At 70.0% G+C, this 18369-nt stretch carries 17 protein-coding genes; 5 read left to right on the top strand and 12 right to left on the bottom strand.

Annotated elements, in window-relative coordinates:
* Position 1: 1 nt before the first annotated feature.
* The 8 genes from AB4112_RS19305 to AB4112_RS19270 form a co-directional block, all read right to left on the bottom strand.
* Positions 2 to 1102: an LLM class flavin-dependent oxidoreductase gene (locus AB4112_RS19305; protein WP_441722182.1), complete on the bottom strand. Its 1101-nt coding sequence runs from the start codon at positions 1100 to 1102 to the stop codon at positions 2 to 4.
* A 162-nt stretch (positions 1103 to 1264) separates the two neighbouring features.
* On the bottom strand, positions 1265 to 1873 hold the full coding sequence (locus AB4112_RS19300) for a VOC family protein (protein WP_441722179.1): 609 nt from the start codon (positions 1871 to 1873) through the stop codon (positions 1265 to 1267).
* Between the two features lie 65 nt (positions 1874 to 1938).
* Positions 1939 to 2799 carry an ATP-binding cassette domain-containing protein gene (locus AB4112_RS19295; protein WP_441722176.1) on the bottom strand — a complete coding sequence of 287 codons (861 nt, stop codon included), beginning with the start codon at positions 2797 to 2799 and terminating at the stop codon, positions 1939 to 1941.
* Entirely contained in the window at positions 2796 to 3686 is an 891-nt protein-coding gene (locus AB4112_RS19290; RefSeq protein ID WP_441722173.1) for an ABC transporter ATP-binding protein, read from the bottom strand. The genes AB4112_RS19295 and AB4112_RS19290 overlap by 4 nt, the downstream gene beginning before the upstream one ends.
* The gene (locus tag AB4112_RS19285; protein WP_441722170.1) at positions 3683 to 4552 is read right to left on the bottom strand and encodes an ABC transporter permease; all 870 of its coding nucleotides are present in this window, start codon (positions 4550 to 4552) and stop codon (positions 3683 to 3685) included. Before AB4112_RS19285 ends, AB4112_RS19290 begins: the two co-directional genes overlap by 4 nt.
* Complete coding sequence (locus AB4112_RS19280; protein WP_441722167.1) at positions 4545 to 5549, bottom strand: ABC transporter permease; 1005 nt, start codon at positions 5547 to 5549, stop codon at positions 4545 to 4547. Before AB4112_RS19280 ends, AB4112_RS19285 begins: the two co-directional genes overlap by 8 nt.
* A 28-nt stretch (positions 5550 to 5577) precedes the next feature.
* Positions 5578 to 7116, bottom strand: coding sequence for an ABC transporter substrate-binding protein (locus AB4112_RS19275; protein ID WP_441722164.1), 1539 nt, complete (start codon positions 7114 to 7116; stop codon positions 5578 to 5580).
* A gap of 66 nt (positions 7117 to 7182) precedes the next feature.
* Entirely contained in the window at positions 7183 to 8424 is a 1242-nt protein-coding gene (locus AB4112_RS19270; protein ID WP_309793345.1) for a dienelactone hydrolase family protein, read from the bottom strand.
* 154 nt (positions 8425 to 8578) lie between these two features.
* Here AB4112_RS19270 and AB4112_RS19265 point away from each other — a divergent pair, with 154 nt between their 5' ends.
* Both AB4112_RS19265 and AB4112_RS19260 read left to right on the top strand, forming a co-directional pair.
* On the top strand, positions 8579 to 9082 hold the full coding sequence (locus tag AB4112_RS19265; protein WP_309793346.1) for a MarR family winged helix-turn-helix transcriptional regulator: 504 nt from the start codon (positions 8579 to 8581) through the stop codon (positions 9080 to 9082).
* Between the two features lie 160 nt (positions 9083 to 9242).
* Positions 9243 to 10988, top strand: a complete 1746-nt coding sequence (locus AB4112_RS19260) for a putative bifunctional diguanylate cyclase/phosphodiesterase (protein WP_441722160.1) — start codon at positions 9243 to 9245, stop codon at positions 10986 to 10988.
* Here the strand turns inward: AB4112_RS19260 and mctP are convergent.
* The 4 genes from mctP to AB4112_RS19240 all read right to left on the bottom strand — a co-directional run bounded on the left by mctP (position 10948) and on the right by AB4112_RS19240 (position 14975).
* Positions 10948 to 12423 carry a monocarboxylate uptake permease MctP gene (gene mctP / locus AB4112_RS19255; protein WP_441722157.1) on the bottom strand — a complete coding sequence of 492 codons (1476 nt, stop codon included), beginning with the start codon at positions 12421 to 12423 and terminating at the stop codon, positions 10948 to 10950. The two genes, AB4112_RS19260 and mctP, sit on opposite strands and share 41 nt — an antisense overlap.
* A complete protein-coding gene (locus AB4112_RS19250; RefSeq protein WP_309793351.1) occupies positions 12413 to 12610 on the bottom strand; it encodes a DUF3311 domain-containing protein in 198 nt (65 codons plus the stop codon). The genes mctP and AB4112_RS19250 overlap by 11 nt, the downstream gene beginning before the upstream one ends.
* A gap of 126 nt (positions 12611 to 12736) precedes the next feature.
* Complete coding sequence (locus AB4112_RS19245; RefSeq protein ID WP_309793352.1) at positions 12737 to 13630, bottom strand: hypothetical protein; 894 nt, start codon at positions 13628 to 13630, stop codon at positions 12737 to 12739.
* 163 nt (positions 13631 to 13793) lie between these two features.
* Complete coding sequence (locus AB4112_RS19240) at positions 13794 to 14975, bottom strand: hypothetical protein (RefSeq protein WP_441722153.1); 1182 nt, start codon at positions 14973 to 14975, stop codon at positions 13794 to 13796.
* A gap of 421 nt (positions 14976 to 15396) precedes the next feature.
* On the opposite strand from AB4112_RS19240, the gene AB4112_RS19235 reads away from it, so the two are divergent.
* From AB4112_RS19235 to AB4112_RS19225, 3 genes are all read left to right on the top strand, one after another.
* Positions 15397 to 16170, top strand: a complete 774-nt coding sequence (locus tag AB4112_RS19235) for an SDR family NAD(P)-dependent oxidoreductase (RefSeq protein WP_441722150.1) — start codon at positions 15397 to 15399, stop codon at positions 16168 to 16170.
* 150 nt (positions 16171 to 16320) lie between these two features.
* Complete coding sequence (locus tag AB4112_RS19230; RefSeq protein WP_309793357.1) at positions 16321 to 17151, top strand: enoyl-CoA hydratase family protein; 831 nt, start codon at positions 16321 to 16323, stop codon at positions 17149 to 17151.
* Positions 17152 to 17154: 3 nt separating this feature from the next.
* The gene (locus tag AB4112_RS19225) at positions 17155 to 18351 is read left to right on the top strand and encodes an acyl-CoA dehydrogenase family protein (protein ID WP_441722147.1); all 1197 of its coding nucleotides are present in this window, start codon (positions 17155 to 17157) and stop codon (positions 18349 to 18351) included.
* The last annotated feature ends 18 nt before the right edge of the window (positions 18352 to 18369 follow it).

Genomic DNA, 18369 nt, shown 5'->3' with positions numbered 1-18369 from the left:
CTCACCCTTCCCGCAGGCCGGCGCGCCGCAGCAGCGGCAGCACCCGGTCGCAGAAGAACGGCAGCTCGGCGGTGTAGTCGACGAAGGACAGGGCGGCGCCGGCATAGCCGGCCTCGGCGATCGCCCCGATCTGCTCCGCAATGCGCTCGGGGGTGCCGACCAGCGGATAGGTGCCGGCGCCGCCGGCGAAGCGCTGGCGGTACAAGGCGAAGGCGCGGTCGTCATGCGACTGGGCGAACTGCTTCTTCTTGGCCATGTGCTCGTCGACCGCGGCATGGTCGGCCTCGCGCACGGCGTAGCGGTCGTAATAGTCCTCGGCCTCGGCCTGGCTGTCGCGGCAGACCACGTGGCAGACGGTGTGGATGCCGACCTCGCGCCCGGCCGCGGCGGCCCGGCCGGCGATGTCGGCGACATGGCGGGCGCCGTCGGCGATGTCGGTGAAGGTCGAGAACAGGAAGTCGCAATGCCGCGCCGCGAAGTCCCGGCCCGGGGCGCCGAAGGCGGCGTTCATGGTGACCGGGCGGGGCCGCTGCAGGCTGGCCGGACGGCTGACCACCTGCTTCAGCCGGTAGTGCTGGCCGTCATGGTCGAAGGGCGCGTCGGCGGCGTAGGCGCGCTCGATGATGCCGATCCATTCCGCCGCCTGGCCGTAGGCGTCGTCGCCCAGGGTGACGCCGAACATGCCGAACTCGTCCGGGTTCCAGCCGCAGACGATGTTCAGGCCGGCGCGGCCGTTCGAGACATGGTCGACCGTGGCCAGCGCCTTGGCGGCGTAGACCGGATGCACCAGCGGCACATGCACGGTCATGAACAGGCCGATGCGCTCGGTCGCCGCGGCCAGCCCGGCGGCCCAGGTGAAGGTCTCGAACGACCATTCCCGGACATGGGTCCGGCCGCCGAAGCCCTTCCAGCGCGCGATCGGCAGCAGGAACTCCAGGCCGGCGCGGTCGGCGATGCGGGCGGCGGCCAGGTTGTCGGCCCAGCTGGCCTGCCAGCGCTCCGGCACCGTGGTGATCGCCAGCCCGCCATCGGCGTTGGTCGAGAACACGCCCAGCTTGAACCGGTTGGGCCCGTGCAGCGGATGAGCGGGGACGCTCGACATCGGTGTGGTGCTTCCCTGTTCAACCCGGGCCGGGCCGATACCCGCATTGGTCTGCGGTTCTGGTCTGTCCGCCGGGGCGCCTTTGGCAGGCCCTCCCGGACGATATGGTTTAACCCTAAAACAGTTTCGGCCGGCCGACAACGGCCGCGCGCCGGCAGCCTCCTACTTGGCCGGCGCCTTGGGCGACCACAGCACCGTCGCCGCCCCCTTCTCGTAGGCCATGCCGTCGGGATAGGAGATCAGCTCGAGCTGCAGCCCCCATGGGGCCAGGAAGTAGAGGATGGTCTGGCCGGCCTCCGGCCCTTCCTTCATCGGCACCGGGCCCATCATCAGGCGCACGTCCTTGGCCCTGAGATAGGCGGCGGCCGCCGCGATGTCGTCGACGTAGAAGGCGAGGTGGTGGCCGCCGGCATCGCTGTTCTTCGGCGGGGTCTTCGCCTGGTCCGGCGCCTCGTACTGGAAGATCTCGATATTCGAGCCGTCGCCGCAGCGGACCAGGGTGATCTGGTCGATCACCGCGCGCGGATGCACGTTCACCAGGTCCTGCATGAAGGTGCCCTGGTCGTCGCGGAACGGCCCGAAGGACATCGCCTGGCGGCAGCCGATCACGTCGGTGAAGAACGCGACCGCCTGCTTCGCATCCGGCACCGTGATGCCGATATGGTCGATGCCGCGCATGGTCGGGATGCCGGCCGACGCGGGTGCGGCCGCCGCCGCGCAGCAGGCGACGACGGCCAGGGCCGCCCGCCTGAACGCTCGTGACTGGGTCATCTCGCATCTCCTTCGCGCTGATCGCCTCGCCGGGACGGCCGGCGGCCGAATGACGCCGCCGATCGTCAGCCCGAGGCGGCGAGCGGCGGGATGTGGGCGGCCAGGGCCGGCCGGTCGAGCCAGGCCGGGTCGATCTCCGGCAGCGGCACCGCCTGCAGCAGGGCCGCGGTGTAGGCGTGGCGCGGCGCATCGAACACGGCGGCGCAGGGCCCGGCCTCGACCACCTCGCCACGCAGCAGCACCACGACCTCGTCGCACAGCACCCGCACCACCGACAGGTCGTGGCTGATGAAGACCAGGGTCAGGCCCAGGCGCCGGCGCAGATCCTCCAGCAGCAGCAGGATCTGCGCCTGGGTCGAGACGTCGAGGCCCGAGACGATCTCGTCGGCGACGATGAAGTCCGGCTCCAGCGCCACCGCACGGGCGATGCCGATCCTCTGGCGCTGCCCGCCGGACAGTTCATGCGGATAGCGGTCGAGCGCATCGCCCGGCAGCCCGACCAGGTCGAGCAGTTCGGCGGCGCGGGCGCGCCGGGCCCGCCGGCCCTCGAGCCGGCCGAACGCCTCCAACGGGCGGACCAGGGTGGTACCGATGGTCAGGCGCGGATTCAGCGCGGATTGCGGATCCTGGAAGATCATCTGCATCCGGGCCCGCAGCGCGCGCAGCGCCGGGCCCTTCGCCGCCGCCAGGTCGGCGCCGTCGAACAGCACCCGGCCCGCCGCCGGCGGCGCCAGCCCGACCAGGGCGCGGCCCAGCGTGGTCTTGCCGGACCCGGATTCGCCGACCAGCCCGACCGCGCCGCCGCGCGGCACCGCCAGGTCGACGCCGCGCACGATGTCGCGCGGGATGCGGCGGCCGAAGCCGCGCGACTGTCCGGGCACCGCGACGGTCAGGGCCTGGGCCTCGACCAGGGGGCCGGCGGTCATGCGGCACCTGCCGTGGCCGCGGCGTCGAAGGCATGGGCCTCCGCCCACAGCCGGTCGGTCAGCGCCGCCGGGATCGGCGCCGGGCGGTGCCCCGGCCGGTCGACCCGCGGCATCGCCGCCAGCAGGGCGCCGGTATAGGCGTGCCGCGGCGCCTGCAGGATGCGGGCGATGTCGCCTTCCTCCACCACCCGGCCGGCATGCAGCACGGTGACCCGCTGGCAGATCTTGGCGACCACGCCGAGATCGTGGGTGACGAACAGCACCGCGGAGCCGTAGCGGCCCTGCAACTGCCGGATCAGCCGCAGGATCTCACGCTGGGCGGTGACATCCAGCGCGGTGGTCGGCTCGTCGGCGACGATCAGGCGCGGCCGGCCGGCGAAGGCGATGCCGATCAGGACGCGCTGGCGCATGCCGCCCGACAGCTCGTGCGGATACTGCTGCACCACCCGCTCCGGCTCGCGGATCGCGGTCTCCGCCAGGATCTCGACCGCCCGCCGCGCCGCCTCGGCCCGGCCGAGGCCGAGGCGCAGACGCAGCACGTCGGTGATCTGCCGGCCGATCCGCCGCACCGGGTTCAGCGCCGCCGTCGGGTCCTGCGGCACCAGCGCGATCTCGCGGCCGAGCAGCCGCTGCCGGCCGCGCGGGCCGATCGCCGCCATGTCGAGCCCGCCATAGCACACCGTGCCGGCGGTGATGCGGGCGCCGCCGGGCAGCAGGCCCAGGACGGCGCGGCCGATCATCGACTTGCCGGCACCGCTCTCGCCGACCAGGCCGTGCACCTCGCCCGGCGCGACGGCGAGGTCGACGCCGCGCAGGATCGGCACGGCCCGGGCGCCGCGGCCGATCGCGACCCGCAGCCCCTCGATCCGCAGGATCGGCTCGGTCATCGCCGCCGCACCGGGTCGATGGCGGCGCGCAGCCCGTCGCCGAACAGGGTGAAGGCGAAGATGGTCAGCACCAGGCACCCCATCGGAAAGGCCAGCACCCACCAGGCCTGGCGGATCACCTGGCGGCCCTCCGCGATCATGCCGCCCCAGGTCGCGGTGTCGCCCGCGACCGACAGGCCGACGAAGGACAGGATCGCCTCGACGATCACGGCGATGCCCATCTCGACCGCCAGCAGGGTCAGGATCAGGGGCAGCAGGTTGGGCAGGATCTCGCGCATCAGGATCACCGGTCCCGGCAGGCCCAGGCTGCGGGCGACGGTGACGTAGTCCATCCGGGCCTGGACCATGGTCTCGGCCCGCACCACCCGGGCGAAGCGGGTCCAGTCGATCACCACGATGGCGGCGATCACCGATCCCAGCCCGGCGCCCAGCACCGCCGCCAGCACGATCGACAGCAGCACCGGCGGGAACGCCATCCAGACGTCGATCAGCCGTGACAGCGCCTGGTCCGCCGCCCGCCCGGCATAGCCGGCGACCAGGCCGAGGATGGATCCGATCAACCCGGCCAGGGTGGCGGCGACCAGCGCGACCACGACCGTGACCCGGGTGCTGTAGATCAGGCGCGACAGCACGTCCCGGCCCAGCCCGTCGGTGCCGAGCGGAAAGGCGGGGTCGCCGCCGGCCAGCCAGGACGGCGGCAGCAGGGTCGAGAACAGGTCCTGTTCCAGCGGATCGTGTGGCGCTAGCAAGGGTGCCAGCACGGCGCATCCCACCAGCAGCAGCAGACCGGCGCCGCCGATCGCGACCCGCGGGTTCAGGGCGGCGCGCCGCCGCCGCGGCAGGGCCGGGGTGGTCAGGTCAGCCACGGCGCAGCCTGGGGTTCAGCAGGGCGACGACGATGTCGACGACCAGGTTGAGGGCGATGAACAGCAGGGCGAAGGTCAGCACCAGCCCCTGGATCAGCGGCAGGTCCCGGTTGATCACCGCGTCGATCGCCATGTTGCCGATGCCTTCATAGGAGAAGATGCGCTCGACCAGCACCGTGCCGCCGAGCAGGAAGGTGACCTGCACCCCGGCCAGGGCGACCGTGGGGATGGCGGCGTTGGGCAGGGCCTCGACCAGCAGGATGCGGCGGCGGGTGAAGCCGCGGGCCCGGGCCATCAGGGCATAATCCTGCTGCTCGGTCTCGGCCAGCGAGGCCTTCAGCACCCGGGCGACGATGGCGGCGAAGGGCAGGGCCAGCGCCGCCGCCGGCAGCGCCGCGTGGCGCAGCAGCCCGCCGGCCACCGCCCACCGGCCGGTGGCGATGCTTTCGATCAGGTAGAAATTGGTCGAGAAGCCGGTCGCCATCCCCGGGTCGATCCGGCCCGACACCGGCAGCACCGGCGCCAGCACGGCGAACACCAGGATGAACAGCAGGCCCCACAGGAAATCGGGGATGCCGAGGGCCACGGCGACCACCGCGTCGATCAGCCATTCGCCGGGGGTCGACCGGAGATAGGCGCCGGCCAGGGCCAGCGCCCCGCCGGCGGCGACCGCGGCCAGCGCCGCCAGCCCGGCCAGCTCCAGCGTCGCCGGCAGCCGGCCGAGGACCAGCCCGAGCACGTCCTGGCGCAGGCTGATCGACCGGCCGAAATCGCCGCCGGCGACGCCGGACAGCCACAGTCCGAACTGGGCGGCGATCGACCGGTCGAGGCCGTAGAGGGCCCGCAGCCGGTCGATGTCGGCGGCCGAGGCGCCGGGCGGGATCATCATCGCGATCGGGTCGCCCGGCACGACCCGCAGCAGCACGAACACCACCACGGCGACGCCGAACAGGGTCGGCAGCACCAGCATCAGCCGCGACAGCAGCATCCCGCGCATCACGTCGTCCCCTCCCGCCGCGCGGCGCTCAGGCCTTGGTGATGCGCTGCGGCAGGATCATGCCGTTGACCTGCGGCGTCACCTTCAGGGTGTCGCGATAGAGGATCGGCTGGACATACTGGAACAGCGGGATGACGTAGCCTTCCTCGGCGATCTTGCGGTCGACCGCCTTGTAGCCGGCGATGCGCTTGGCCTCGTCCGGCTCGCTCCACAGCGGGTCGATCAGGGCCGACAGCTCGCGCTGGCGCCAGGCCGAATGGGGCGAATGGTCGTACATGGCGAAGCCGGTCGAGGTCGACGGATCGCCGATCGCATTGCCCCAGTTGTAGAAGGCGGCCGGGTCCAGGGCGTGGCGGGCGCGCAGCTCGAAATGCTGGGCGATCTCGTAGATCTCGATCGTCGCCTCGATCCCGACCTTGCGCCACATCCCGACGATCGCCTGGATGATCTCGTAGTCCTTCGGCTTGAAGCCGCGGGTGGTCTGGATCGGGAACTTCACTGGCTTGTCCGGCGAGAAGCCGCTGGCCGCCAGCAGCGACTTCGCCTTCTCCGGATCGTGGGCGACCGTGATCGACGGGTCGAAGGCGTCGTATTCCGGCGCCTCCAGGGTGCTGATCGGCACGCCGTAGCCGCGCAGCAGGCGCTGCACGATCGCCTGCTTGTCGATGGCGTGGTGCGCCGCCAGCCGGACATTGCGGTCCAGCATCACGCCGGTGTCGGTCAGGAAGATCATGGCGATGTCCGAGACCGGGGTGCTGGCCCCGTGCAGGCCGGGCGCCGCCTTCAGCCGGTCGAACTCCTCATAGGGGACCTCGAGCGTCACCTGGGACTGGCCGGATTCGATCTCGGCCACCCGGCTGGTGGCGTCGGGGACGAATTTGAACACCACCGTCTCGAAGGCCGGCGCGCCGCCCCAGTATTTCGGGTTGGCCTTCAGCCGCAGGAAGGCGTTGCGCTCGAACTGCTCGACCTGGTAGGGGCCGGACCCCACCGGCTTCGCCTCGAAGCCGTCCGGCCCGACCTTCTCGTAATAGGCCTTGGGCAGGACATAGCCGGTCAGGAAGGCCATCCACTTGAACAGGGTCGGCTCGAAGCGCAGCACGTCGCCGGTGATGGTGCCGCCGTCGACCTTGAAGTTGCCGATGGTCGACCAGACGAACTGGATCGGGTTGCCGGTCTCCGGCTTCGCCGCCCGCTGCAGCGACCAGACCACGTCCTCCGGCGTCACCGGGTCGCCATTGTGCCAGACGGCGCCGGGCCGGACCTCCAGCACGACCTTGCTGCGGTCGGCGTTCCAGCCCCATTTGGTCAGCAGGCCGGGGGCGAAGGACAGGTCCGGCGCTTGCGCCACATAGGGGTCGAACACCGCCTGGTACAGCGACTGGATGGTCGGGTTGACCGCGGACAGCCCGACCGTCGGGTCGAAGGACGGCAGGTTGACGTTGTAGGCGATGGTGACGGCCGATCCCTCGGCCTGGGCGAAGGCGCCCTGCGGCAGGAAGGGCAGGGCGGCCCCGGCGCCGGCGAGCGCCAGGGCGTGGCGACGGGACATCGTGGTTTTGGTCATGGTTGAAGCCCCCTGTTGGTTTTTGTGATTGTCGATCGATTGGGGCGGGCGCGCCCGCCCGGTCGGCTAGCTCCCGGTGTCGGCCGCGCTCTCCTGCCAGCGCGCCATCAGCGTGTTGGACGGCAGGGCTTCGTCGACCAGCTTCCTGGCCGTCTCGGCCCCCGCGACGGGCAGGCCCTGCGGGTCCAGCAGCCCGATCTGCACCAGGACCGAGGCCTGATCCCAGTAGATGTGCTCGTTGTACAGCTTGTCGCCGCGGAAGCGGACGATCGCCACCAGCGGGATCTCGACATACCGGCCGGTCGGCTTCACGCCGGGCAGCATCCAGTCGATCTCGATGTCGTGGGTGAAGCAGAACAGCATCTCGTCGACCAGCCGGTCGACCCCGACGGTGCGGCTGATCGGCACCAGCCGGGTGTCCTTCGGCGTCTTCGGGATGAAGTGGTTGGCGTAGAAGCGAAGCAGCTGGTCATGGCCGACGCCGCCGGTCATGGTCGGGATGTGGTTGACGTAAGGCTCGGCCACCATGGTCGCCATGGTGGCGCGGGCGTCGCGGGTGGCGAACTCCAGCTCGGTGTGCCGCTCCCACAGCGCCGGCAGGTCGTAGCTCGGCCCCATCACCCGGCGGAACAGGGCCAGGCTGCGGGAATGGGCCATCAGCGACGCCGGTTTGTCGAAGCTCGCCCGCTCCGGCACGTTGAAGCCATGATCGGCGCCGGGATAGACGAAGGTTTCGACATCGCTGCGGCCGGCGAAGGCGGCGGCGATCGCCTCCCGCGTCTGCGGCGGTATGTGGCGGTCCAGCTCCGGGAAATGGAACACCATCGGGCAGCGGATCGCGGCGGCCTCGCCCAGCAGCGGGTCCAGCCCGGTGCCGTAATAGCTGACCGCGGCGTCGACATGGGTGCGCGCCGCGACCTGATAGGCCAGCCTGCCGCCTAGGCAGAAGCCCAGTGCGCCGACCTTGCCGCGGCATTCGGGCAGGCGGCGCAGCGCCGACAGGGCGGCCACGGAATCGGCGACGGCGCGCTCCACGTCGAGGCCGGCCCGCAACTCGCGGGCGCGGGCGGCGCCGGCCTCGTCATAGCCCAGCGAGACCCTGGCCTCCTGCCGCCAGAACAGGTCCGGCGCCAGCACGACATAGCCCTCCTCGGCATAGAGGTCGGCGACCGCCCGGATGTGCGCGTTGACCCCGAAGATCTCCTGCAGCAGCAGGATCCCGGGGCCGGAGCCGGCGGCCGGCACGGCGAGATAGCCCTGGAAGCGGCCGCCGTCATCGGCCGGGATGTCGACCCATCTGCTGCTCATGACCCTGGTTCCCGATCTGGTGTCCGGAGGCGGCTGGTCCTGCGGAAGGGGCGGTCCCGGGCGGCATGGTATCCGGGGGCTGCATCTTCCGCGGTTATACTTTAAACTTAAAACAGATCGGGTGACCACCAGCAGCGTTCAGGACCGAAGCGCGATGATCGACGCCGAGACCACGGTCACCGACCGGCCGAAGGACCACCATGTCGAGCTGCGGCTGTGGCTGCGGCTTCTGACCTGCAGCACCATGATCGAGCGCGAGATCCGGCGCCGCCTGGCGGACAGCTTCGACACCACCTTGCCGCGCTTCGACCTGATGGCGCAGCTGTACAAGATGCGCAGCGGCCTGACGCTGGGCGAGCTCAGCCAGCGGCTGATGGTCTCCAACGGCAACATGACCGGGCTGGTCGAGCGGCTGGTCGAGGGTGGGCTGGTGGCGCGCGAGCAGTCGCAGGCGGACCGGCGCAAGCACGTCATCCGCCTGACCGACGAGGGCGAGCGCCAGTTCACCGCGATGGCGGCGGCGCATGGCGACTGGGTCGCCGAGATGCTGGCGGGGATGGACACCGGCCAGATTGAGCGGCTGATGGAGCTTTTGGGCACCGCCAAGGCCTCGGTGGCGGGCGCCACGGTGCCGCGCGGCCGGGGCAAGGCGGGTTAGAGAGCAGATTCCGCTTGCGGTCGGCCGCCGTCCCGGGTCCTACTTTACATTATAAAATTGATTGCACTTGGGGATTTTGCCATCTGGCGCCTGTGGATATCGACCGCTGAGCGGGCACTGGGACATTGAACGGACCTCCGCAGGCCGGAGCACATCGCCGATGCTGGGCGTGGTGGATACAACCGAGGCGCTGCAGGAGATCCTGAACGCCATTGCCAATCCGGTCTTCGTCAAGGATCGCGACCACCGCTTCGTCGTCGTCAACCAGGCCCTGTGCGACATGCTGGGGCGCGACAGCGCCGCGCTGATCGGCCGCTCGGATTTCGATTTCCAGCCGCGGGAGCAGGCCGCGGTCTTCTGGGCCGTCGACGACGAGGTGTTCGCCACCGGCCAGACGCATGAGAACGAGGAGGTGGTGACCGACGGCACCGGAATCATCCGGGTCGTGGTCACCCGCAAGCGGCTTGTCCATCTGCGCGGTCCCGATGGCGATCTGGTCCCGTTCCTGGTCGGCGTGATCTCCGATGTGACCCGGTTCCGCGACGCGGAAATGCGGGCCTACTATCTCGCTCACCACGATCCGCTGACGGGCCTGCCCAACCGCATCCTGTTTCGCGAAAAGCTGGATGCGGCTGTGGAGGCCGCTTGCGCCGCGGGATCGCGCTTCGCGTTGCTGCTGATCGATCTCGACGAGTTCAAGGCGGTGAACGACAGGCGCGGCCATGCCGCCGGGGACGAGGTGCTCCGCATCGTCGGCGAGCATCTGGCGGAGGTCGTCCGCTACGGCGACGCCGTCTCGAGGTTGGGCGGCGATGAATTCTGCATCCTGCAGATGCTGGATGACCAGCCGGCGGCCGGCTTGCAATTGGGTGGGCAACTGCTGGACCTTCTGTCCAAACCGGGTGCTGCGGGGATTTCGATTGGCGCCTCCATCGGCATGGCGGTCTTTCCTGAGGATGCCGGGGACGCCGACCTGCTGCTGCACCGGGCCGACCTCGCGCTCTATGCGGTCAAACGCGGCGGCCGGCACGGCTGCCTCCGCTATGACCAGACGATGACCGCCGCGGCAGGCCGGGACCTTGCCGCGCCTCATGGTTGGGCGCTGGAGGATGACCTTCGCGCCGCGATCGGCACGGGGCAGCTTTCTCTCGCCTACCAGCCGCTGGTCGCGGCGGAGGACGGGGCCCTGCGCGGGTTTGAAGCGCTCATTCGCTGGCGGCATCCGCGCCGGGGCGACATCCCGCCTGCGGTCTTCATTCCGATCGCCGAGGCGAACGGGATGATCCACGCGATCGGCGAATGGGTCCTGCACGAGGCTTGCGCCCACGCGATGCGGTGGCAGTGGAACGCGCAGCTGGCGGTCAACATCTCCGCCGTGCAGCTCCGCACCAGCGGGTTGCCGGCGATCGTGGCGGCTGCCCTCGCCGCATCCGGCCTGTCCGCCGAGAGGCTGGAGCTGGAGATCACGGAAACCGCCCTGCTCGACGGGTCGGACCAGGTCGTCGAGGCCTTCACCCAGCTCAAGGCGCTGGGGGTGCGCTTCGCCCTGGATGATTTCGGCGCCGGCTGGTCTTCGCTCGACATGCTGCGCCGCTTCCCGTTCGACCGGATCAAGATCGATCGCAGCTTCGTGGCGAGCATGCAGTCGGAGACGCGGTCGGCGGCGATCGTCCGCACGGTGCTGGGGCTGGGCCAGGCCCTCAGCCTCCCGGTGACCGCCGAAGGGGTGGAGACCGTGGCGCAGTTGACCACGCTGCGCCAGCTGGGGTGCGACCAGCTGCAAGGCCACCTGATCGGGCGGCCGAAGCCCAAGGCCTCGGCACCCAGCCGCCAGCCCTGGGCGGCGACCGGGTGCCCCGATACGGTCACGCCGTCCGGGCGACGCGGGGTGCGGCGACGAGGTTGACCACGACGGCCACCGCGATGTTGGCCGCCAGGGCCAGCAGCCCGGCATAGACCGTGATGGTGGTGCCGCCGAAGCTCAGCGCCTGCAGCGGCTTCAGCCCGTTCTGCCACACGATCCAGCTGCCGCCGAAGAACCCGACCGCCCAGCCGACCAAGAGGGCGGGGGCCCGGAACCAGCCGAAGAACAGGCCGAACACGAGCGCCGGCAGGGTCTGCAGGATCCAGACGCCGCCGAGCAGCTGCAGGTCGAGCGCGAACTGGGTGGGCAGGAAGACGATGACAAGCAGCGCGCCGACCTTGACCACCAGCGAGGTGACCTTGGCCACCTGCGCCTCGCCGGCATGGCTGACGCCGGGGTCGACATAGGCCTTCCAGAAGTTGCGGGTGAACAGGTTGGCGGCACCGATGCTCATCACCGCCGCCGGCACCAGGGCGCCGATGGCGATGGCGGCGAAGGCGAAGCCGGCGAACCAGCTGGGGAACAGCGTCTGGAACAGCGCCGGCACCACGTCGTTCGGGCTGGAGACGTGGATGTTGGCGGCGTGGCCCATGTAGCCGAGCAGCGCCAGCAGGCCGAGCAGCAGGGTGTAGGCCGGCAGCAGGGCGGCGTTCTTGCGGATGGTGTTGACGCTGGCCGAGGCGAAGATGCCGGTCAGGGTGTGCGGATACATGAAGGCGGCGAGGGCCGAGCCGAGGGCCAGCGAGGCATAGGCCACCATCTGGCTGTCGCCCAGCAGGATGCCGCCCGATCCCTTGGCCTTGAACGCCTCGTCGGCGACCTGGAACACATGGGCGTAGCCGCCGAGCTCCCACGGGATGAGCGCGATCGCGGCCAGCACCGCGATGTAGATCATGATGTCCTTGACGAAGGCGATCAGCGCCGGCGCGCGCAGGCCGGCCGAATAGGTGTAGATCGCCAGGATGACGAAGGCGATGGCCAAAGGCAGCTCGCCGGTCAGGCCCAGCGCCTTGATCACCGCGGCCATGCCGACCAGCTGCAGCGCGATATAGGGCATCACGGCCAGGACGCCGGTGATGGCGACCGCCAGCTCCAGCCCGCGCGACCCGTACTGGCCGAACACCACGTCGCCGGCGGTGACGTAGCCCTTCTCCTTCGCCCGTTTCCACAGCTTGGGCATCACCAGGAAGACGAAGGGGTAGACGATGATGGTGTAGGGCAGGGCGAAGAAGCCGTAGGCGCCGACGGCGTAGACCAGGGCCGGCACCGCGATCACGGTGTAGGCGGTGTAGAAATCGCCGCCGACCAGGAACCAGGTGACCCAGGTGCCGAAGCGGCGGCCGCCCAGGCCCCATTCGTCGATATGGGCCATGGTCGCGCCGCGCTGCCAGCGGGCGGCGAGGAAGCCCATCACGGTGACCAGGATGAAGAAGAAGGCGAAGACGGAGATCGCGACGACGTCGAGCTCAGTCGTCATGGCGCACGCTCCGGTAGACGATCCAGATGATCAGGGCGGTCAGCGGCACCCAGGCGAACTGGTACCAGTAGAAGAACGGGAACCCCAGGATCTCCGGATCGTGCCGGTTGTAGAACGGCACCCACAGGAGCCCGAGATAGGGCAGAAGCAGCAGCCACAGGGCCGGCCGCCGTGAACGCTCTGGCATGGCGAATCTCCTCCGCGGGCCCCGGTTCCTCACCGGTGCCGATTCGGCGGCCAGCCTGCCACCGTCCGGCGGCAAGTTAATAGGAATAAACACATGGCGGGGTTGCCGGCAGCGGCCCCTGCGGCCTCAGGTCAGGAACGCGCCGGCGCTGAGGATGGTGGCGGCGATGACGATCGGGGCGGTGGACCGGTTGTCTGTCGCGATCGCGATCTGGCCGGAGGCGTCGAAGCGGACGCTGGTTTCGGCGCTGGCGACGTCGAGATAGTAGGGCCACAGCCCCGCGGCGGCGCTCAGCAGGATCAGCGCCTGGTCGGCGGCGCTGAAGGCGGCGGTCGAGGTGACCCGGACCTTCAGCCCGGATGCCACGGTGAGGGCGGCCAGGAAGCGGGGCATGGTGCCGTTCGGGCCGAAGGTGGAGTCCCAGGTGACTGTCGAGCCGGACGGCCAGGGCGCGCCGCTCCTGGTGTTGTAGGCCAGCGACATCGCCGACGACACGTACCAGTCGCCCGGGGTCGGTGCGAAGTTCAGCACATGGTCGAAGGCCAGGGTGGCGGAGACGTTGCCGGCGGCGAATTGCACGCTCGGCCCCAGGGCCGGGGCGCTGCCGGCCCATAGCCCCCAGAAGCCGGACTCCGGCCCCTCCGGGCTGCTGAAGGGGAAGGACAGCGATGGCGCCGCCTTCAGCTGTTTCGCCAGGCCGGCGCTGCCGACGCTCCAGGCCGGCGGCTTGGTGCCCCAGTCGGCCAGCCGGCGCTTGGCCGCGGCGATCGGGTCCAGCGGGTTGGTGCCGGCGATCAGCGCGCCGATCAGCGTCGAATAGGCGGTGAAGAATTCGGTGCCCGAGGCGGTGTAGAGCGGCGTGTCCAGCGGGATCGCGTCGAACAGGGACCACAGGGCCTGGTCGTCGCGGGCCGGCAGCGGCAGGGCGGGCTGCAGCACCCGGCCGGTCGGCGATGAGCGGCCGAGCGCCGCGAGCTCCGCCGCGACGAAGCGGGCCTGCAGGTCGTCGAACGAGGTCATGGCTCTTCCTTTCCGCCCGGGTCGCGGGCGGCGTCATGCGGGAGAGAGGCGGGAGACGGGGGGCGGCGATCGGGCCGGAGCCCTGACGGATGCAGGCACCCGTCAGGGCAGGACCGCCGCGGCGTGATCCGCCCACGCCGCGGCAGTCCGTCCGGGCCGAGGACTAGGTCCTCGGGTAGTAGGTGCGGGCCAGGGCCTTCGCGGCCTGGGCCTCATGGCCGAGATAGACCGCGGCCGACAGGACGGTGCAGCCGATCACCACCGGCGCGCCGGCTTCGCTGGTGATCTTGACCTCCATCTCGCCGGTGGCCTTGAAGGTGACGGTGGTCGACGAGCTGCTCGACCCGCCGCTGCTGTAGAACGGCCACAGGCCGGCGCTCGAGTTCTGCTTGATCTCGGTCTGCTCATTCGTGCTGTAGGAGGCGAAGGAGGTGACCGTGATCTCCATCTGGTCGGCGATCAGCAGGTTCGACGCGAAGCGCTGCATGTTGCCCTGCGGGCCGAAGGTCTTGTCCCAGTTGATCGGGTTGGCGGGGTTCCACGGCGCCGCACCCGGGCTGTTGTAGGCCAGGCCGAACGCTGAGGAGCTGTACCAGTCGCCCGGCGTCGCGTTGAACGGCAGCACGTGCTGGAAGCTCGCCGTCAGCGACACGCCGCCGGAGGCGAACTTCTCGCTCAGCGTCGAGGTCGAGCTGCTGCCGCCCCACAGGCCGAAGAAGCCGCTGTTGGACCCGCCGGTCCAGGTGCTGGAGACATTGGTGCTCCAGTCGCCGGCCGACACGCTGAACGACCGGCTCGGGGCCTTCTTCAGCAGCGCCAGCATCTTCTGGTAGCCGGGCACGAAGTCCACGTTTTCCGTACCGGCGGGCTTGTAGGGCAGCACGTTCATCTGGGCCGCGAACACCGGGTCCAGCATCGCCGCCGCCAGGGCCGAGGCGCCGGAGACGGCGACGCCCGAGCAGGTGCCGTTGTACAGGGCCCAGTTGCGGAAGTTCATCGGGCCGGGCTTCACGTCGCCGGCCGCCAGCGCCTTCTGGTAGGCCTCGAAGCAGGCCTCGCCGATGGTGGACTGGAAGTTGTTCGGTGCCGACTGCAGGGCGGACATCACCCCCTGGTAGTTGGCCAGGAACTGGTTGCCGCCCGACACCGAGGTGTTCTGCGTCAGCGACGCCGGGGGGAGGTTGTTGAGGTAGTTCCACAGCAACTCGTCGCCCAGATTGCCGCCGGTGAGGGGGGGCGATGGCTGAATCACTTGAAACGGATCACTGGGCGAATAACCCAGGCCCTGCGCCAGGGCGTTGTAGAAGCCGGCCTGCAGGTCGACGAAATTCTTGGGGTCTGCCATGGTCTGAAATCCTGATGTTGAAATGAAGGATCAGAAAAAGCCGGATGTCGAAATCCGACATCGGTCCGGTGCCGGTGATTGCGGAAGGCCTGCGTCCGGCGCGCAGCCTCCCGTTTCCGGGCGCGGCGGGCCAAGCGCGGCAGCGGCGATCGTTAAAATCAGTTTAAATATAGAACTTACATAATATAGTATTTATCAGATCATTGATTCCAAATTTCGTGTCCGCAATCGAGTTCTATTCTGCATGAATCGGTAAACGAGTCAACGGATTCTCAGGCTCTGTAATACTCGTTCGATTTTAAATAGAATGCTGTGACTGGCCGTTCATATGGCTTCCAGGGCCATCGGGCGGCGGCCGGGCGAGGCAAACGCGATCTTGTCACCGAGATGTTTTAAACTTAAAGTATCTCGGGAGGTGGCGATGACCGATCCGAACGGACTGAAGGGCAGGCACGCGCTGGTGACCGGCGGCGGCAGCGGCATCGGCGCCGCGATCGCGGCGGCGCTGGCGGGCCGCGGGGCGACCGTCACCGTGGTTGGCCGCACCGAGGCGCGGCTGGCCGAGACCGTCGCCGCAGGCCGGGCCCTGGCCTATGCCGTGGCCGACGTCACCAAGCCGGACCGGCTGGAGGCCGCCTTCGCCCGGCTGGTCGCCGACCATGGCCCCATCGACATCCTGGTCAACAATGCCGGGGCGGCGGAATCCGCGCCCTTCGCCCGCACCGACCGGGCGATGTGGGACCGGATGATCGGCCTGAACCTCGGCGCGGTGTACGAGGCCACACGGCTGGTGCTGCCGGGGATGGTCGAGCGCGGCTGGGGCCGCATCGTCAACGTCGCCAGCATCGCCGGGCTGGCCGGCTATCCCTATGTCGCCGCCTATTGCGCCGCCAAGCACGGGGTGGTCGGGCTGACCCGGGCCCTGGCGCGCGAGGTCGCGGCCAAGGGCGTCACCGTCAACGCCGTCTGTCCCGGCTACACCGACACCGAGCTGGTGCGCGACGCCGTCACCCGGATCGAGGCCAAGACCGGCCGCAAGCCGGACGAGATCCTGGCCGAGTTCACCCGGGTCAACCCGCAGGGCCGCCTGGTGTTGCCGGAGGAGGTCGCGGCCGCCGTCGCCTGGCTGGCCGGGCCCGACGCCGCCAGCGCCAACGGCATCGCGCTGCCGATCGCCGGCGGCGAGGTCACGTGAGGACGAGATGCTGGTCTCTGGTTCCTTCTTTCTTTGTCATTCCCGCGAAAGCGGGAATCTCGTCGGCATCGTCATGCCGGGCGGCAAGGAGATCCCCGCTTTCGCGGGGATGACGATGGTTTTTGGTTTCCGGTGCGTCTCGAGGCCAGAATGACCGATCCGATCGTCGCCGCGCCGCTGAGCGGATACCGCGCCCGCCACTTCCTGTGGTCGGTCGAGGGCAAGGTGGCGACTGTCACCCTGAACCGGCCGGAGCGGAAGAACCCGCTGACCTTCGACAGCTATGCCGAACTGGTGGCGGTGTTCCGGGCGCTGGCAGCCGACACCGAGATCAAGACGGTGGTGGTGACCGGCGCCGGCGGCAATTTCTGCTCCGGCGGCGACGTGTTCGAGATCATCGGCCCGCTGCTGGACCGCGACATGGCGGGGCTGCTGGAGTTCACCCGCATGACCGGCGACCTGGTCAAGGCGATGCGCGCCTGCCCGCAGCCGATCGTGGCGGCGGTCGACGGTGTCTGCGCCGGTGCCGGGGCGATCCTGGCCATGGCTTCCGATTTGCGGCTGGGGACGGAGCGCAGCCGCACCGCCTTCCTGTTCACCCGTGTCGGCCTGGCCGGCTGCGACATGGGCGCCTGCGCGATCCTGCCCCGCATCATCGGCCAGGGAAGGGCGTCAGAGCTGCTGTTCACCGGCCGCAGCATGGGCGGGGCGGAGGCGGAGCGCTGGGGCTTCCTGAACCGGCTGGTCGAGCCGGAGGCGCTGCAGGACGAGGCGGCGGCCCTGGCCCGCTCGCTGGCCGATGGCCCGACCTTCGCCCATGCCATGACCAAGCGGATGCTGCACCAGGAATGGGACATGGGCGTCGACCAGGCGATCGAGGCCGAAGCCCAGGCCCAGGCGGTGTGCATGCAGACCCGGGATTTCCGCCGCGCCTTCGACGCCTTCGCCGCCAAGTCCAAGCCGGTGTTCGAGGGAAACTGAGCCATGGCCGACCGCAGCTTCCTGGACTGGCCGTTCTTCGAGGACCGGCATCGCGCTTTGGCGCTGGAGCTCGACACCTGGGCCGCCACGGCGCTGCCGGGCCTGATCGACCATCATGATGTCGATGCCTCGTGCCGCCGCCTGGTCGCGGCGCTGGGCGAGGCCGGCTGGCTGCGCCATGCCGTGCCGGCCAGCCATGGCGGGGTGTCGGCGCGGCTCGACGTCCGCAGCCTGTGCCTGATCCGAGAGACCCTGGCCCGGCATGACGGGCTGGCCGACTTCGCCTTCGCCATGCAGGGGCTCGGCACCGGCTCGATCAGCCTGTTCGGCACCGATGCCTTGAAGGACCGCATCCTGCCGCCGGTCCGCGACGGCCGCACCATCGCCGCCTTCGCCCTGTCCGAACCCGATGCCGGCTCCGACGTCGCTGCCATGAGCACGACCGCCGTGCCGGACGGGCCGGATGCGGTGCGGATCGACGGGGTGAAGACCTGGATCTCCAATGGCGGCATCGCCGACCACTATGTCGTGTTCGCCCGCACCGGCGAGGCGCCGGGCGCCCGCGGCCTGTCCGCCTTCCTGGTGCCGGCCGACGCCCCCGGCCTGACGGTGGCGGAGCGGATCGAGGTGATCGCGCCGCACCCGCTGGCCACGCTGCGCTTCGAGAATTGCCGGGTGCCGCTGTCCGACCGCATCGGCGGGGCGGGGGAGGGGTTCAAGGTCGCGATGGCGACGCTGGACGTGTTCCGCTCCACCGTCGGCGCCGCGGCGCTCGGCTTCGCCCGCCGGGCGCTGGACGAGGCGCTGGGCCGCGCCCGCAACCGGCAGATGTTCGGCGCGCCGCTCAGCGACCTCCAGCTCAGCCAGGCGGCTTTGGCCGACATGGCGACCGAGATCGACGCCAGCGCCCTGCTGATCTACCGCGCCGCCTGGGCCAAGGACCGGGGCGCGCCGCGGGTCACCCGTGAGGCGTCGATGGCCAAGATGTACGCGACCGAGGCGGCGCAGCGGGTGATCGACCGCGCGGTGCAGCTGTTCGGCGGCCTCGGCGTCATGCGCGGGGTGAAGGTCGAGGAGCTGTATCGCGAGATCCGGGCGCTGCGCATCTACGAGGGCGCCACCGAAGTCCAGAAGATCGTCATCGCCCGCCAGTTGCTGGCGGAGGCTGAAGGACACACGGATGGGCGGCTTTGTCGCTGACCTTTCCTATCTTGTCAT

The organism is Inquilinus sp. 2KB_23 (assembly GCF_052115705.1).
GTDB classification, from domain to species: Bacteria; Pseudomonadota; Alphaproteobacteria; order DSM-16000; family Inquilinaceae; genus Inquilinus; species Inquilinus ginsengisoli_A.
The sequence above is the reverse complement of the archived record's forward strand: the minus strand, read 5'-3'. Positions and strand labels throughout refer to the sequence as shown.